Source organism: Hyphomonas oceanitis (genome assembly GCF_036964545.1).
GTDB lineage: Bacteria > Pseudomonadota > Alphaproteobacteria > Caulobacterales > Hyphomonadaceae > Hyphomonas > Hyphomonas oceanitis.
The window spans coordinates 765,077-781,448 of sequence record NZ_JBALTL010000002.1; the positions used below are offsets into that span (position 1 = coordinate 765,077).

General features: G+C 60.3%; 17 protein-coding genes and 1 tRNA gene. 10 read left to right on the forward strand and 8 right to left on the reverse strand.

What is annotated here, in order from left to right; translation table 11 throughout:
• Positions 1-102: 102 nt before the first annotated feature.
• The 3 genes from radC to V7651_RS08705 form a co-directional block, all read right to left on the reverse strand.
• Positions 103-807 carry a RadC family protein gene (radC, locus tag V7651_RS08695; RefSeq protein WP_335612931.1) on the reverse strand — a complete coding sequence of 235 codons (705 nt, stop codon included), beginning with the start codon at positions 805-807 and terminating at the stop codon, positions 103-105.
• 3 nt (positions 808-810) lie between these two features.
• Positions 811-1,632 (reverse strand): type I methionyl aminopeptidase, encoded by an 822-nt coding sequence (map, locus tag V7651_RS08700; protein ID WP_035534646.1) that lies wholly within the window; start codon positions 1,630-1,632, stop codon positions 811-813.
• A gap of 74 nt (positions 1,633-1,706) precedes the next feature.
• Positions 1,707-2,147 carry an OsmC family protein gene (locus V7651_RS08705; RefSeq protein ID WP_035534643.1) on the reverse strand — a complete coding sequence of 147 codons (441 nt, stop codon included), beginning with the start codon at positions 2,145-2,147 and terminating at the stop codon, positions 1,707-1,709.
• Between the two features lie 166 nt (positions 2,148-2,313).
• On the opposite strand from V7651_RS08705, the gene V7651_RS08710 reads away from it, so the two are divergent.
• The 8 genes from V7651_RS08710 to V7651_RS08745 all read left to right on the forward strand — a co-directional run bounded on the left by V7651_RS08710 (position 2,314) and on the right by V7651_RS08745 (position 8,941).
• Positions 2,314-3,696: a serine hydrolase domain-containing protein gene (locus V7651_RS08710; protein WP_335612932.1), complete on the forward strand. Its 1,383-nt coding sequence runs from the start codon at positions 2,314-2,316 to the stop codon at positions 3,694-3,696.
• Entirely contained in the window at positions 3,693-4,466 is a 774-nt protein-coding gene (locus V7651_RS08715; protein WP_335612933.1) for a competence/damage-inducible protein A, read from the forward strand. The genes V7651_RS08710 and V7651_RS08715 overlap by 4 nt, the downstream gene beginning before the upstream one ends.
• Positions 4,463-4,951: a hypothetical protein gene (locus tag V7651_RS08720; RefSeq protein WP_335612934.1), complete on the forward strand. Its 489-nt coding sequence runs from the start codon at positions 4,463-4,465 to the stop codon at positions 4,949-4,951. The genes V7651_RS08715 and V7651_RS08720 overlap by 4 nt, the downstream gene beginning before the upstream one ends.
• 49 nt (positions 4,952-5,000) lie before the next feature.
• Positions 5,001-5,774, forward strand: coding sequence for an enoyl-CoA hydratase (locus tag V7651_RS08725; protein ID WP_335612935.1), 774 nt, complete (start codon positions 5,001-5,003; stop codon positions 5,772-5,774).
• A gap of 18 nt (positions 5,775-5,792) precedes the next feature.
• On the forward strand, positions 5,793-7,004 hold the full coding sequence (locus V7651_RS08730) for an acetyl-CoA C-acetyltransferase (protein ID WP_335612936.1): 1,212 nt from the start codon (positions 5,793-5,795) through the stop codon (positions 7,002-7,004).
• 61 nt (positions 7,005-7,065) lie between these two features.
• A tRNA-Leu gene (locus V7651_RS08735) sits at positions 7,066-7,152 on the forward strand.
• Positions 7,153-7,353: 201 nt separating this feature from the next.
• A complete protein-coding gene (locus V7651_RS08740) occupies positions 7,354-7,893 on the forward strand; it encodes an MlaC/ttg2D family ABC transporter substrate-binding protein (protein WP_335612937.1) in 540 nt (179 codons plus the stop codon).
• A 124-nt stretch (positions 7,894-8,017) separates the two neighbouring features.
• Positions 8,018-8,941: a class 1 fructose-bisphosphatase gene (locus tag V7651_RS08745; protein WP_335612938.1), complete on the forward strand. Its 924-nt coding sequence runs from the start codon at positions 8,018-8,020 to the stop codon at positions 8,939-8,941.
• 21 nt (positions 8,942-8,962) lie between these two features.
• On the opposite strand, the gene ald is transcribed toward V7651_RS08745, so the two are convergent.
• The 4 genes from ald to V7651_RS08765 all read right to left on the reverse strand — a co-directional run bounded on the left by ald (position 8,963) and on the right by V7651_RS08765 (position 13,786).
• Positions 8,963-10,078: an alanine dehydrogenase gene (gene ald, locus V7651_RS08750; protein WP_335612939.1), complete on the reverse strand. Its 1,116-nt coding sequence runs from the start codon at positions 10,076-10,078 to the stop codon at positions 8,963-8,965.
• A 63-nt stretch (positions 10,079-10,141) separates the two neighbouring features.
• Positions 10,142-11,941 (reverse strand): cation:proton antiporter domain-containing protein, encoded by a 1,800-nt coding sequence (locus tag V7651_RS08755; protein WP_335590521.1) that lies wholly within the window; start codon positions 11,939-11,941, stop codon positions 10,142-10,144.
• 179 nt (positions 11,942-12,120) lie between these two features.
• Positions 12,121-12,795 (reverse strand): TorF family putative porin, encoded by a 675-nt coding sequence (locus V7651_RS08760; protein ID WP_335612940.1) that lies wholly within the window; start codon positions 12,793-12,795, stop codon positions 12,121-12,123.
• Between the two features lie 175 nt (positions 12,796-12,970).
• Positions 12,971-13,786: an SDR family NAD(P)-dependent oxidoreductase gene (locus V7651_RS08765; protein ID WP_335590523.1), complete on the reverse strand. Its 816-nt coding sequence runs from the start codon at positions 13,784-13,786 to the stop codon at positions 12,971-12,973.
• A gap of 158 nt (positions 13,787-13,944) precedes the next feature.
• On the opposite strand from V7651_RS08765, the gene V7651_RS08770 reads away from it, so the two are divergent.
• Both V7651_RS08770 and V7651_RS08775 read left to right on the forward strand, forming a co-directional pair.
• Positions 13,945-14,892 (forward strand): hypothetical protein, encoded by a 948-nt coding sequence (locus tag V7651_RS08770; protein ID WP_335612941.1) that lies wholly within the window; start codon positions 13,945-13,947, stop codon positions 14,890-14,892.
• Positions 14,893-14,911: 19 nt separating this feature from the next.
• Entirely contained in the window at positions 14,912-15,358 is a 447-nt protein-coding gene (locus V7651_RS08775) for an ion channel (RefSeq protein WP_035534623.1), read from the forward strand.
• Here the strand turns inward: V7651_RS08775 and V7651_RS08780 are convergent.
• Positions 15,355-16,323: a hypothetical protein gene (locus V7651_RS08780; protein WP_335612942.1), complete on the reverse strand. Its 969-nt coding sequence runs from the start codon at positions 16,321-16,323 to the stop codon at positions 15,355-15,357. The two genes, V7651_RS08775 and V7651_RS08780, sit on opposite strands and share 4 nt — an antisense overlap.
• Between the last annotated feature and the right edge of the window lie 49 nt (positions 16,324-16,372).

Consider the following 16,372-nt stretch of genomic DNA (forward strand, 5'->3'; position numbering starts at 1 on the left):
CAGCCTCCCTGTAATGATTCCCGCGCATCTGACGGCGCATGTCTATTTTCGCTCACGGTAACCGCCTGCCGATCATCTGCAAGCATTATCGCGGCGTCAGTCTCAGATCAGGCCCGATGAGCGGAAGCTGGTGACGCCGCTTGTGCCAGCGATGAGATGGTCGTGAACGGTGATGTCGAACGGGTCGAGGACGTCGATGATTTCGCGTGTCATGTCGATGTCAGCCCGCGACGGCGTCGTATCGCCTGAGGGGTGGTTATGGACCAGGATGAGGCTTGAGGCTTGCAGTTCGAGGGCGCGGCGGGCGATTTCGCGGGGGTAGACGGGGGCATGGTCGACCGTTCCGTGTCCCATCACCTCGTCGGCGATCAGCTGGTTCTTGCGGTCAAGGAAGAGCACGCGGAACTGCTCGCGTTTCTCGTGCTGCAGTTCTGTGCGGACATAGTCGATCAGGGCGCTCCACGACGAAATCGCGGGGCGTTTACGTATTTCTTCGCGGGAGGCGCGCGATTGCAGTTCGGCGATGGCCTTGATGTAGGCGGCGACGGACTCGCCTATGCCGTCCACTTTCACCAGATCAGCGCCGGGCGCGGCGAGAATGCCTGAGAGGCTGCCGAAACGGGCCATCAGGCCTTTGGCGATGGGTTTGACGTCTTTGCGAGGAATGAAGGCCATCAGCATGACCTCAAGCACTTCATAGTCTTCGAGGGCGCTGGCACCGCGCTTCAGCAGCTTGCTGCGCAACCGCTCGCGATGGCCTTGCCAATGCGGCTTTGCGTCTGACTGGCCGTCTGTGCCCCCCGGCATGGCCTATGGCTTGACGGTGTGGGGCGTATCGAAGCCCTTTGGCGACTTGGTGAAGATTTCGACGCCGGTTTCGGTAACGCCAACCGAGTGTTCGAACTGGGCTGAAAGTTGACGGTCACGCGTCACGGCCGTCCAGCCGTCAGGCAGAATTGCCGCGTCCTTGCGGCCAATGTTCAGCATTGGCTCAATAGTGAAAAACATGCCGGGGCGGAGTTCCGGGCCTGTGCCATAGTCAGATGAGTGCACGACATTTGGCTCGTCATGGAACAGTCGACCAACGCCGTGGCCACAAAAGTCTTCAACGACGGAAAGGCGGTTCAAACGGGCAATCTCGGAAATCGCCCCGCCAATGTCGCCGAAACGGGCGCCCGGCTTCACGGCATTGATGCCAGCCATCATGGCTTCGTAGGTGACATCCATCAGGCGCTCGGCCTTCCGCTTCACTTCGCCCACGCCATACATGCGCGAATGGTCACCGTGCCAGCCATCGAGGATACAGGTGACATCGATATTGGCGATATCGCCTTCCTTGAGGGGCTTGGGGCCCGGAATGCCATGGCAGATGACATGGTTCAGCGAGATGCAGGATGCGTGGCGATAGCCGCGGTAGCCGATCGTGGCGGACTGGGCGCCATGGTCGAGCACGAAATCGCGAACCAGATCGTCCAGATACTGTGTCGTCACGCCAGGCTTCACTTCGCCTACAAGCATGTCGAGGCATTCGGCGGTGAGCTGTCCAGCCCTGCGCATGCCCTCAAAGCCCTCCGCATCATGGATACGGATTTCACCAGTGCGCATGGGGAGAAGGGCGGTTGAATCGTTCATCAAAGTGGCTTTCCAGTCTATGGTGGCCAATGTGGCAGCGATTGCGGGAAATTTCTACCCCGCACCCTGTGAAATCAGGCTTCCAGACTGGCATCCAGACTGATGTCGATGGCGCCCAACGCTACGGACAGTGGGCAGCTTTCCTTGGCCTTTGTCGCGATTGACTGGAAATCCGCCTCACTGGCGCCGGGAACCTTGCCGACGAGCGTGAGCGCGCTGCTGGTGACCTTGAAGCCGCCGCCGTCCTTTGGTTCAACGGTTACGACAGCCTTGGCATCTAGCTTGTCGGCCGGCGTACCGTTATCGGCCAGCATGGCGGAGAGCTGCATGGCAAAACAGCCCGCATGGGCAGCCGCGAGCAATTCTTCCGGATTGGTGCCGGACTTGCCGCTCTCATCCTCGAAACGGGCCTTGAAAGAATAGCCGTGGTTCTGGAGGGCGCCGCTTTGCGTATCGAGTGTCCCGGTGCCCTCCTTGAGAGTGCCTTTCCAGATGGCTGTTGCATGACGTTTCATGGGGAGCTCCTTGCTTTGCGATTTCAGGGTTCAGTAAAGGGAATGCGCCGCGTGGGACGATGTTCCGGCCCCGTCCTCAGCCATGGCGCTTGTCCTTGGGTTCCTTGTTGCTTTGCCGGGGATGGAAGCTATCCTCCCGCAAAATCAACAAGGGGAGCCGAACGCTATGAGACAACCTGCTCACTATCTGAAAGGGCTTGCCGCCAGTTTGCTCATTGTGGGTGCAGCGGCGTGCGCCGCAGGGCCAGCCGGGGCTCCGCCAGAACAGGTCGCGCTGGCCCCACAAGCTGCCGCGGAACCGGCCCCGGCGCCTGCCGACAAGACATTTGACGCGCTGGAAGCCTCTGCCTCCGGAAAGGGCTTTACGTCGGCGGGCCTTGCTGCACTGGACACGGCCATGGCGGCAGCTGTGGATGACGGCGCGGTCAAAGGCATTTCGACCCTGCTCGTGAAGGATGGGCATGTGGCCCACTATTATGAGCACGGAATAATGCGCGCCACCGATCAGGCGCCTATCAAGGAAGATACGATCTTCCGTATCTATTCCATGTCCAAGCCGATCACCGGGGTCGCCCTGATGATGCTCTACGAGCAGGGGGCATTCAGTCTCGATGACCCGATCACGAAATTTGTGCCAGAGTTTGCCGACCTCAAAGTGCTGAATGGGGTGGATGCAGACGGCAATATGATTGTCGAAGACATGGATCACGTGCCGACCATGCGCGAGCTGATGAGTCATACCGCCGGCTTCGGCTATGGGCTTGGTGGTGAGGACCCGGTCAACACGGCTTTCCGCAAACAGGGCGTGCTCGCCTCGCCGGATCTCGACACGTACATCTCCAAAGTTGCCGGCATTCCGCTGATGTTCCAGCCGGGCAGCGACTGGTCCTACAGCACTGCCGTCGATATCCAGGGCTACATCGTCCAGAAGATTTCCGGCAAGCCGTTCGGCGAATATCTGCAGGACACGATCTTCACCCCGCTTGGTATGACGGATACGGCGTTTTTCGTACCAGAGTCCAAGCGCGACAGGTTTTCGGACGTCTTCACACACAATCCTGAAAACGGCGATCTGGTGCCACTGGATGATCCGGGTTTTGCCTATCGCGAAGGCGCATTTGGCATGGAGGCGGGGGGACACGGACTCGTCTCCACGCTCGCCGATTATGCCCGTTTCTGCCAGATGCTGGTGGATGGCGGCGAACTCAACGGCACCCGCATTTTGAAACCTGAGACAGTCACGTTGATGCGCACCAATGTACTGCCGGAAACCTTCCACCTCTTCTCCGACGGCAACAGCGTCAACCCAGAACGCGCTGGTCACGGCTTTGGACTGGACTTTGGGGTTCTGGTGGATCCGGCTCCTACGGGCACTTTGATGCCCACCGGAACCTATTACTGGGGCGGTGCGGCGGGCACCTGGTTCTGGATCGATCCGGTCAATGACCTGTTCTTCATCGGCATGGTCCAGGTCTTCCCGGCGGGCAGCATGGACAATGCCTTTCGAAAGGAATCCGGCGACCTCGTGTATGAGGCCCTTGATCAGTGACTGAAACTCCACCCACCGCAGCCGTCCTGTTGATCGGCGACGAACTCCTCTCGGGGCGCACCCGCGACATCAACCTGCAGCAGATCGCCAAGTACCTGGGACCGCTCGGTATCCCGGTTGTGGAATCGCGCACCGTCTCCGATGTGCAGGCGAGCATCGTAAAAGCAGTGAATGACCTGCGCGCGGAGTACACTTATGTGTTCACGACGGGCGGCATCGGTCCGACACATGATGACATCACGGCGGATGCGATTGCGGCGGCCTTTGGTGTCGGCATCGGCGAGCATCCGGAAGTGATTGCCATGCTTGCCGAGCGCTATGCCGAGATGAAGACCGAGTTCACCCCGGCGCGGCGTCGGATGGCGCGTGTACCGCATGGGGCAAGCCTCGTGGCCAATCCGGTGTCGGGTGCGCCGGGCTTCCAGATGGAAAACGTATTCACCCTGGCCGGTGTGCCACAGGTGGCACGGGCCATGCTGGAAGATATCGGGCCGCGCCTTCGTACGGGCGCCATTGTCCACAAGGTGACCATTCGCGGCGTCGGTCTGCGGGAGGGCGACATTGCCGAGCCGCTGGGCGCGCTGGCGGTCGAAATGCCGAATGTCTCTTTCGGATCATACCCCTGGTTCCGGTCGGTCGGGGACAATGGCGTCCATCTCGTGGCGAGTACGATCCATCCGGACCTGATCGACACGATCGTCGAGAGACTTGAGGCTATCATTGCCGCCACGGGCGTCACGCCGGAGCGCTTGACGGAGGAGGCCGGATGATTGCCGTTCTGAAGCGCACGCCGGTTATCTGGGGCTTGTTTATTGCACAGCTCCTGATCTTTCCGTGCTTTGCGCTATTCAGTGATGCAGTTGGCGGTCGCTATCTCGATACAATCACCACGGGCGAGGGCTGCCGCGCCTTGATTGCGGGAATGACCGAAGCCCAGCGCAGTGCGCATTTCTGGATCACTGTGCTGCTCGATACGGCCTACCCACTGGCCTATGGCGGGTTTTTCGCGGCCATGGCCCTGCGCTTCTTCGGGCGATACGGACCACTTGCTGCCTTGCCGGCGCTTGCGACCATCATCGTCGATCTGACAGAGAACACGGTGCAGGCGCTGGCGCTTTCCGGCGCGGCGGATGCGCTTGACGCAAAGTCATGGTTGACGCCTCTCAAGTTCGGGCTGTTTTTCCTCGCTGCGGCGATCGCCCTCATCGCCTTGGTCATTGCCGTGGCTCATCTTTTCCGCCAACGGAAAGCCTGACCCGACCGGACTGGCGCACCGCCAAAACATATCAGAAGGAGACGGCATCATGGCCGAGAACATTATCCAGGTTGAGCGCGACGGCGCGGTTGCCATTGTCACGCTGAACCGGCCGGATGCGCTGAACGCCCTCAGCCGCGCGCTGCGCACCGAGATTTCCCGCGTCTTCATGGAGCTGAAGGGCGATGCCGAAATTCGCGCTGTCGTTCTGACAGGCGCAGGCCGCGCTTTTACTGCGGGTGTTGATCTGAAAGAGGCCGGCGAGACCGGCTTTGCACTGGGCGCAGATGGCGGCTCGATCGATATTGCCAAGGCCATTGGCGAATATCCGTGGCCGGTGATCGGCGCGATCAACGGCTTTGCAATTACGGGCGGTTTCGAGCTTGCCCTGATGTGTGATGTGCTTCTGGCCTCCGAGAATGCGAAGTTCGCTGACACGCATGCCCGCGTTGGCATCATGCCGGGCTGGGGCCTGTCGCAGAAACTGTCCCGCCTGATCGGCACGAGCCGGGCCAAGGAACTGTCCTTCACCGGTAATTTCCTCGACGCTGACACAGCTGAACGCTGGGGCCTCGTCAACCGCGTCTACAAGGCTGACGAACTACTGCCAGCCGCACGCAAGATGGCGCACGAGATGACGAGCTGTGATCCGGTCCTGCTGCGCGGATACAAGAAGATGATCGATGACGGGTTTGCCATGCCGTTTGGCGAGGCCCTGAAGGAAGAGGTTCGCCGCTCGGCTGCGCATGCCGCCAGCGTCACAGCCGAAAGCGTCGAGGCGGCCCGCAAGAAGGTCACCGAGCGCGGCCGCGGCCTGAACTAGAATACTGAGGAAATACCAATGAGAGACGTCGTAATCTGTGAACCGGTCCGCACGGCTGTGGGTGGCTTTGGCGGAGTCTACAAAACCGTTCATGCCCATGAGCTGGCGAGCCATGTCATCCGCGAACTCATGGCGCGGACCTCCGTGCCAGCCGAGGCGGTCGAGGACTGCCTGTTTGCGCAATGCTATCCGACCATGGAAGCACCAGCCTTCGGGCGCATGGTGGCGCTGGATGCCGGCCTGACCACGACGACGGGTGGCTACCAGATCGACCGGCGTTGCGGGTCTGGCCTGCAGGCCGTGATCAATGCGGTGATGCAAGTGGCGACCGGCGCGAACGACCTTGTCCTCGCCGGCGGGGCAGAGAGCATGTCGAACGCGCCTTTCTTCTCGATCGACATGCGCTGGGACATCAAGGGCGAAGGCGTGATGCTGCAGGATGGCCTCTCGCGCGGACGCTATACGGCCGGCGGCAAGTTCCACCCGGTTCCGGGTGGCATGATCGAGACGGCGGAGAACCTGCGCCGCGATTACCAGATCACCCGCGAAGCGCAGGACGAATTCGCGTTTGCTTCACACCAGAAAGCTGCAGCGGCCCAGAAGGCAGGCAAGTTCGCTGACGAGATCGTTCCGTTTACCGTGAAAGGCCGCAAGGGGGACACGGTTGTGGCGGAAGACGAGCATATCCGCCCTGACTCCACGCTTGAGAAGCTGTCGTCACTTAGGGCCATCCGGGGCAAGGCGGATCCGGATGCGACCGTTACGGCGGGCAATGCATCTGGCCAGAATGATGGCGCGGCGGTCTGCATCGTCTGTACGCGCGAAGCCGCGGAAAAATACGGGCTGAAGCCCCTGGGGCGGCTCGTTTCCTGGTCTGTCGCCGGTGTCGGTCCGGAAGTCATGGGCATCGGGCCGGTGCCGTCGACGCAAAAGGCGCTGAAGCAGGCGGGTATCGAGATCAAGGATCTCGACGTCATCGAGCTGAACGAGGCTTTTGCCTCACAAGTTCTGGCCTGCACCAAGGCGCTGGGCTTCACCGATGGCGATATGCAAAGGCTCAATCCCAATGGATCGGGCATTTCTCTGGGCCACCCGGTGGGTGCAACTGGCGTCAGGATCCTGACAACGCTCCTGCGCGAGATGGATCGGCAGGAAGCGCGTTACGGCCTCGAAACCATGTGTATCGGTGGCGGGCAGGGTCTCGCTGCCGTGTTTGAACGGGTTTCCTGACAGTCTCGGGCCGGGCTGGCGCTTGCCAAGCCCGGCGGCGACGAATACTCACAAACGGCACGCGGGCGTGGCGAAATTGGTATACGCAAGGGACTTAAAATCCCTCGGCCGCAAGGCCTTGCCGGTTCAAGCCCGGCCGCCCGCACCACGCTTTCTGGTCTGGGGGTAGTGTATCCAAAATATCACATTTCCCGGAATCTGAGGGTTTCTGCCCCTGATCGGCCCGGATTCGGCTTCGATCCCCCCATGCAAACTGGGAATGACACCTATATAGCCCTCAACGGAACCAATCGGGCCCGGAAGACATATCTACAGAGCGGATCGGGATAATCTGACTCGAAGGACAAACATGATGCTACGCTCACTTATCGTCTCTACCAGTTTCGCCCTGATGGCGCTCTCGGCGCAGGCCAGCCCTGAGGCTGAAGCCTTGATTGCGGGAACCGCCACGCAGATTTCCAACGCGGAAGCCAGCGAGAGCACAATCAAGCAGGCAGTGGACATTGATGCCATCGCGAACTTCACGCTTGGCAAATATTCGCGCCGGGTAAGCGATACCGACAAGACACGCTTCAAGAGCGCATTCGAGAAATTCCTCGTCGGCACGTTCCAGGACCAGAAGAACAAGCTGAAGAATGCCAAGGTCGACGTGATCGGTTCGGTTGATCGCAATGACAAGGATTCGGTCGTTGAAACCCGCGTCACCCAGAAGGGGGAAGACCCGCAGACCGTTCGCTGGCGTGTGATCGAGCGAAATGGCGAATGGCGCGTCGTTGACGTGGAAGTGCTTGGCCTGTGGCTCGCCATCGAGCAACGCGCCCAGATCGCGGCCATTCTCGACAAGCCGCGCGCCACCATTGATGACGCGATTGCCGCTCTGGATTCCTGAGCCAAACGGCTTCAATGCCATAAAATACATAAGGGCGTCAGCGCAGCTGGCGCCCTTATCTTATTGTGATGCAGCGTTGATTGGGGCAGTTTCCCAACAACATTATCAGGGGACCCATTCGACAATGTCTTTGAACTTCAAGAGCCAGCTCCAAAATCTGGATGGAATTTACGCCGCCTTGTTTTCCGCGGCGGAGGTCATTTACGCCGAGCTCAAGAAAGGCGCAGGACTGAAGTTTGCGACATCCAGCAACGAGTCCGGCGACGACCAGATCGAGCTGGACGTGATTGCTGACGAAGCCTTCTTTGATGCGCTCAAGAGCGATGGCAATGTCAGATACGTCGTGTCTGAAGAGCGGCCGGGCCTGAACAAGATTTCGGACGGCCGCTACAGCGTGGCTCTCGATCCGCTGGACGGCTCCAAGTCCGCCTTGGTGGGCATTCCTTCAGGTGCCATTTTCGGCATTTTCGAGAATGCTGAAGTTGCCAGGGACTTCAACGGCAAGAACATTGTCAGCGGCGGATTCTTCGTCTTTGGTATGAACCTCGAAGCCTACTTTGCGGATGGGGACAAGGTCTACAAGGGCATCTTTAACCAGGACACGTCCGAGTGGAAGGTTCTGCCGATTGAAGGTGGACTGCCGACAGCTGATGTCCTTGCGATTAACGGCCAGAACCAGATGGTTTGGGACGGATGGCTACAGGCGCATTATGCGGACCTACTCAGCACGCACAACGGAACGGCCAAACCCCACAATATGCGTTGGTACGCGTCCATGGTTTCAGACATGAAGCGAATGGTCCTGCAAGGCGGTCTGTTTGTTTATCCACGCGCCAACATCAAGGGCTATGAAGAGGGCAAGCTTCGCCTTGTCTATGAGGCAATTCCCATGTCATTCCTCATCGCCGCCATGGGCGGGTCTTCGACGGATGGCGACCAGTCGCTTCTCAAGGTTCCTGTTGAATCCCTGCACCAGAAGACGCCTGTCTTCATCGGGGAGAAAAGCAAGATTGAGCGGGTCGAAGCCGCCAAGAGAAACCACGCTTAACCCAATGCGCTCTGGTCCGGACTAGGCCGTCAGCCAGTCCGGACGGACATAGGGCTCGCCGAGGTCGTGGGCGACGGCCTGATGCGCGATCTTGCCGGCATCGACGGTGAGGCCATGGGCAAGGTGCGGGTTTTCGTTGATCGCCGCGCGCGCCCCTTTGTTGGCGATCTGCAGGACAAAGGGCAGCGTGGCATTGTTGAGCGCATAGGTGGACGTACGCGGCACGGCGCCGGGCATGTTGGCGACACAATAGTGCAGGATGCCGTCGACGTCATAGATCGGGTCTGCGTGTGTCGTTGCGTGGCTTGTTTCGAAACAGCCGCCCTGGTCAATGGCGATGTCGACCAGCACAGCGCCCGGCTTCATCGTTTTCAGTTGCTCGCGGCTGATGAGCTTGGGGGCTGATGCGCCCGGGATCAGGACAGCGCCAATAATGAGATCGGCATCCCTGATCGCTTCGCCAAGCGAGTGGGCTGTCGAATACATGGTCTTGAGGCTGCCGCGGAACTGTTCGTCGAGTTCGGCGAGGCGATTGTTGTTACGGTCGAAAATGGTGACGTCGGCGCGCATGCCGACAGCGATTTCGGCTGCATGCGTGCCCGAGACACCGCCGCCAATTATGACGACTTTCGAGGGCATGACGCCCGGTACGCCGCCGAGCAGGATGCCCCGTCCGCGCTTGGTGCGCATGAGCGCCCATGCGGCGACCTGGAGCGACATGCGACCCGCGACCTGGCTCATCGGGCGGAGCAGTGGCAGGCCGCCTTCATCATCAGTCACGGTCTCATAGGCGATGGCCAGGCAGCCGGAATCCATGAGCCCCTTGGCCTGCACAGGGTCTGGCGCCAGGTGGAGATAGGTGAAAAGCGTGTGGTCCGGTGTGAGACGGGCGGTTTCCTCAGGCTGGGGCTCCTTGACCTTCACGATCAGTTCGCTGTCAGCGAATACGGCTGCGGCGTCAGGCAGGATGGTGGCGCCGACCATGGTGTACGCTTCGTTTGCGAAGCCTGAGCCGAGCCCGGCCCCGGACTGCACGTTCACATGATGACCTGCGCGAACAATTTCGCTGACACTTTCAGGTGTCAGGCCGACACGGGATTCCTGTTTCTTGATTTCCGTTGGGACGCCAATACGCATAATGGTTCTCCTTGGGGCAGGATATGCCTATATACCCCCCGTCTTGTGGAATCCTAGTCTGCTTCATGCAGCTTCGTCGATGATCTCTTCGACATCGATTTTTTCTTCCACACGGGAGCTGTCACCAATCGCGAAGCGCTCTGCCTCTTCCTCCATCCATTCCCGCACTTCCGGTTCTGGCACGTCGAGCGTGAGCAGGATGTCGGCCACCATTTCGATGCCCTTGGGCTGGCCGCCAGCAAGGTGGGCGCGCACGCCGATGTCGAGATAGCGCTCAAGGTCGAGCCGGGAGTCGACGGCCACGAAGCGCTTCAGGTCCGGGAAGCGCCGGGTGATCGTGGGCGTCACCTCGCGCGAAACTTCGTACCGTGCAAAGCCGAGCACGACCGCGCGGGCATTGCTGCCGCCGACGGCCTCGACGAGCTTCATATTGCTCGCATCGCCAAAGGAGACCTTGTAGCCATCGGCCACGGCCGCAAGGAAGCGGTCCGGGTCTCCCTCAAGCGCGATATAGGGAATGTCGTGGTCGACCAGCGCGTCGATGGCGAGTCGTCCGGCGGAAGACATGCCGATGACGATGACGGGCCGGTCGGAGATGGACGTGGCCGAGGTTTCGATGGCGGTCTTGCTGCGCTCAGCCAATTTTCGCGAGAGGCGTACGCCGAGGGCGGCCCAGGTAGGCGCGAGCGCCAGGGACAGTGCTACGGCGGCGACGATACTACTCATCAGGCCGGAAGACAGGCCGGCCACAATGGCGCCCAGCGACAGGACAACGAGGGTGAATTCCGAGCCTTGCGCGAGCAGGAAGGCCATTTGTGTGGCGCCCGGCACGCTCCATTTGTTCAGGCGGGCGGCGACATAGCCGAGGGCGGTTTTCATGACGAGTATGCCAGCGGCGCTGAGGATCACGAGCGGCAGGTGGGACAGAAGGGCAGGCACATCGATGGAGAGGCCGACGCTGATGAAGAAGAAGGACAGAAGCAGCCCGCGGAACGGTCCCATCTCGGTCTGCACCTGGTGGCGGAAGGGTGTGCCGGAGACCGCAAGGCCTGCCAGGAAGGCCCCAAGCGTCAGCGACAAGCCGATGATGGCCGTGGCGCAGGCGGCTGCCAGCACGAGAAGCAGGGTGAAGGCGGTGAACGCTTCAGCATTGCGGGTGGCAACGAGCGTGCGAAACACGGGGTTGATCAGGTATTTGCCGGCCAGAAGTGCGGCGCAGAAGGCAATAACCGTTTGCACGACCGAGAGGCCGAGTGCGGCATAGAGCGGCACGCTGGCGCCGCCAAGCAGATAGTCGGAGACAAGTCCGGCGAGTCCCTGTGCACCCACCTCGGAATCGCCCAGCGAACTGGCAAAGATCATCAGGAAGATGGCGACAATGTCCTGAAAGATGAGGACGTGCGTGGCGGAGCGGCCAATAGGACAGGAGTTCTGCTCGCGCTCGGTAAGGATGCGGGCGACGACGGCCGTGGATGAGAGACCAAGACTGAGACCGACGGCGAGCGCGATGGCCCAGTCCACGCCGATCATGGCTAGCGCTGCTGCAGCGATCAGTCCGGTAAAGAAGAGGTGCATTGGCGCGAGGCGCAGGAGGTCGCGCCGGCTTTCATTCAGCTCGCGCAGGGAGACGTGCATGCCGATGTCGAACAAGAGGAACACGACGCCCAGCTCTGCCAAGAGGTGCGTGGCGCTGCTTTCCTGGATCAGGCCGAGAACGCTGGGTCCGATCAGGATGCCGGCAATCAGGTATCCCACGATAGGGCTGAGCCGGAGCGCTTTCGATGCCAGGGCGGCAGCCGCGCCAAAGCCGAGAAGTGTGATTGCGGGAACCAATGCCTCGACTGGGGTCAGTTCTGCGGCCATGCGTCGTTCACGTCTCCTGTTGATGGGGAAGCCCCCGCGGGCCTTCGTAGAACCTAGTGCGTCCGAGGCAGAATTACAAAGGCCGCCAAGTCCATTTTGGACTGGCGGCCTTCACCTTGCTGCGCGTGGGGAGGGCAATCAACTCCACACACAGTACGGGAGGAAGATATTCCCTTGCCTTAGAGGCTCTTCGAAAGTGTCAGCACGAAACGGTCGTCAGAGATGTCGACATCATCAACATCGGTGCCCCAGTAGCGCAGGTCGACGTCGATACCGACCGGTGTGCTATACGTGCCGCCGAGTGACCAGTTGGTGTAGTCGCCGCCACCGTCGAAGCTGTAATTACCAACGCTGGCGTCGATCGACAGAGCGTCCGTCAGGCCATAGCCAGCAGTTGCGTTCAGGTAGACGTTCTGGTTGTCCGGATCCCAATAGGCTTCGCCGCCGATGGCGAGACCGCTGGCGAATTCATAGCCAAGGGCGCCCTTGATTTCGAGGAAGTCGAGATCGGATTCATCTGCATCCGGGTAGGCGTAGTAGATCACGCCAACATCCCAGCTGATGCCGCTCTCGAGCGCACCGGCAAAGCCGCCGTAGAAGTCAGCTTCGATATTGGTGTCGGAAGCGTCACCGAAATCGACATTCGACGCCCATGTGCCGACGTAGAAGTTGCCGTTGGCATAGTCGAAGCCGCCCTGGATGGCAGGATCTTCGTTGGACTGTGAGACGCCGCGCCAGACATAGTCTGACGTCATGGCTACGTTTCCTGACCATTCACCTTCAGCCATGGCGGTGCCCGCCGTAGCTAGAAGAGCAACAAGGGCGACCCCCGCCCGTGATACCTTGGTTTTCATTGTTAGTACCCCGTTTTCAAACCGCTCCTTATTTGGAGCGCGAGACCGAGGATTGCGCGCGATTCCGCACGTTTCGAACCAAATTCTCTATCAAGGATAGACTGACGTCCGAACGCTGAACTTTTGTGCATCGGCCAATTGGATATGCCTAAGTATCGGGCGTTTGGTGAGATGCTCACCGGGCAGACAATGGGGCGTATCCAAGGTGCATTCCGGCGTCCACGAGCAGGGTTTCGCCGGTGATGTGGCGTGAAGCATCGGTCAGGAAAAACACGGCTGAATCGGCAATGTCGTCCGGCCCGCTCGCGACATGAAGGGGCGTTGACGCAGCGACACCTGCTTCCATTTTCGTGTACTGATCAGCGCTCATTTCGTCCTTGAACCAACGGGTGCCAATGAAGCCCGGGCACACCGCGTTGACGCGGATGGCAGGCGCCAGTGCGCGCGCGAGGGAAAGCGTCATCGTGTTCAGTGCGCCCTTGGTGGCGGCATAGGCAACGGACGACCCGATTCCCGTAACGCCTGCAATGGAAGAGACGTTCAGAACAGCTGCTGCGCGTCCGGCCTGCGAATAGGTCGCCGCCAACAAGTCGCGGCAGGCCTGCATCATCAAGAACGGGCCGACGACATTCACTGCATATGTGTCGAGGAAGTCTTCCTTGCTCAATGCGTTGAGGTCCGAATGATCCCGGGCGTGGCGCGTGATGCCTGCATTGTTCACCAGTATGTCGAGACGGCCGTGCGCACTGGCGGCGTCTGCGAGCTTCTGGCAGCCTTCTTCGGTGGAAACGTCTGCCTGCACGAGCCGCGCCTGCGAGCCCAATGCCTGACAGTCTGCAACAGTGGCCTCGCCATCTGCGACGGATCGGCTGCAATTAATGATTACTTCTGCGCCGCGCTCGGCAAGCTTCAGCGCAATGGACCGGCCTAGCCCTGTTGCAGAGCCCGTAACGACTGCTGTGCGTCCGGAAAGATCACGAAGTTCTGCCATGTGAGGTCCACCCTTGGTTTTAATATTGTTGGGTGACCTGAAGAAGCCTGCCGCCGCGGAAAGTCAAGTTGCGCCACAAATCGAATTCGTGACAAAGCCGTCAACAAACCGGAAACTGTTGCAAATTATACAGGATCATCAAGTTGGAGGCTTGGTGCATGGATCAGGGGTTCGAGGGACTGCTCGCTCAGATCACTGGCGTTATGAAACTGTCTGAAGAAGACGCGCACCGCATTTCAACCGAACTTTACCGAGGCGGCGTAAAATCGCTGACCGATGGGGCCGCCCTGTTCGACATCAATGCCCGCCTCGCCGGAAGCGACACGACTTGGGATCGGCTGTTCGTCAGCGCCGTGCGTGACTATGTTCTTCTCCATAGCGATCCCCGTAACTGGGTCACCGAAGACGAAGCCGACTGGCTGATCGAGCAGATTGACCGTCAGGGCATTTGCCCGATTGCCTCGGAAATAGACCTTCTGTTGCAGATCATGCGCTATGCCGAAGGCGTGCCGGACCGGCTCGGCTATTTTACGCTGAAAGTGGCCTGTGACCGCATTTCTCAACTTGGCAAGGCGACAGCCGAGGATGTCGAGCGGGTTCGCCGGGCGCTGATCGTGCCAGCTGGCGAGGGGGCAGGCTGGGTCACTGGCGCCGAGGCCGAGCTGCTGGTGCGCACCAATGACAAGATCGGCTTTGCGGCCAATGATCCGTCATGGAACGACCTGTTTGCCCGCGCGATTGCCAACCATCTCATGGCGCGTGCTCATCCCGAGCCAAAGTCTGAGACATCCATACTTTCGCGCGATCACTGGATTGGCGACATGCGGCCCGAGCCGGGCACCTTTCTTGAGGATGTGCGTGCGGGTTTTTCAGAAGGCGGATGGTTTGCACCAATCAGCCAGAACGAAGACCGGGCAGAGGCAGCACGCCGCGCAGCCCATGCCGCCGCCCGCCGCGAAGCCGATATAAGTACGGAAGACGAAGCCTCGTGGTTTCTCAAATGCGTCGGCGAGGAAAAATCTGTCAGCCTGGCCGAACGGGCGCTGATTGATTTCCTGAAGCTTGAAGCCCCGGGTTTTACGCAAGGACTTGCCGTAGCATCCTGATCGCTTAACGGTGGGTTCCATGCTCTGGCTAAACCTTCTTGTTGCGAGCGGCATGGTCACGCTGACTTTCACAATCCACTTCGTGGGCCTTGTCGTGTTATCTGCCATACTGCGCGAGCGGCGGGTGCATCCGGTCAACCTGACCTCGGTTTTCGGGCAGGGCGTCTCTATCCTGTTCGTTGTCATCAGCCTGTTCGGTCTGCATTCGGTACAGATATGGACCTATGCCTTTGCCTATCTGGGCCTTGGCCAGTTCAGTGGACTGGAGGAGGCGTTGTACTTTTCGACCTCCGCTTTCACGACGGTTGGGTTTGGCGACGTCGTGCTCGGCGATGACTGGCGTATGCTCGGCGCGGCAGAGGCCGCCAACGGTTTTCTGCTGATTGGCTGGTCGACGGCCTTCCTCGTGGCCGTCACGGCCCGCGTCAGGGCCTTTGAAGCGGATATCGAAAAGCTCGAGGACTAGGCCCGGCTGGCTCGGAAAAGGCGTGCGCCGCCGACGGCCAGTCCCACCAGAATGACACCGCCGACGACAAGGCTGCCCGGATTGGCGCCCAGCAGTTCGAAATACTGGGTGTAGAAGTGAATCGACAGGAAGACGATCGATAGCGTCGAGAGAAAGCCACCGCGCCGGGCTTTCACGATCATGGCGATCAGAAATGCCGCCCAACCGAGCGTGAAGACCTCGTCAGGGATGTCAATCGCCTGCGCCTCCCAGTTCTGACGGGCGCGCCATTCGTCCGGCGCTAACCAGTGCTGGCCGATGTGGTCGCCCCAGAGCGTGCCGACCCAGAAGGCGAAATTGATCATGAAAAGCGATGTCCGCGCCGCGATGGTGGCGAGGCTTTCATGGGCGTCCGCGAGCTTGCCGCGTAAAGCATAGAACCCGGCTGTCAGGGCGCCGAACAAGAGGATGGTCAGTGTCGGCTCCTCAACGAAGATGCCATAGCTGGCATGCCAGTAGCCTGTGCCTGAGCCCAGCGTTGCGCCGAGGGCGAGCACAGCGGGCGCCACGAGGAAGGGCGAACGGTACCAGACGGCCGCCGCACCCAGCACCCCCGCGATGGCCAGCGTCGGGTAGAGCGACTCTGCCGATTCGCGGAACTCCCATCCGACCCAGCCAGCAAGACCGAGCGCCCCCATCAGGGTGAGCCCGGCGCCGAGGATTTTCAGTGAGGCGTCGACATCTATGCGTCGCAAGGCCTCAGCCCCGCCAAGCGCGGCCAGCGCAAGCATAAGGCCCGTGGCCGGATTGGGTACAAGTGCGATCGTTCCCGCAGCGACCGAGAGCGCCCCGAAGATCAGGAGCAGGTTGATGAACAGGCTGCCCTTCCGGTCTGGCAGGGCAAAGCCTTTCAGGCGTGTGGCCTCTTCGGGTGAGATTTGCCCTTCATTTACGAGGGCTTCCAGGTCGAGACGAATGAATTGCATGTGAACGCTCACTATCTATTGTGAGCGTTTGCTAACATGCGTAGCCGGT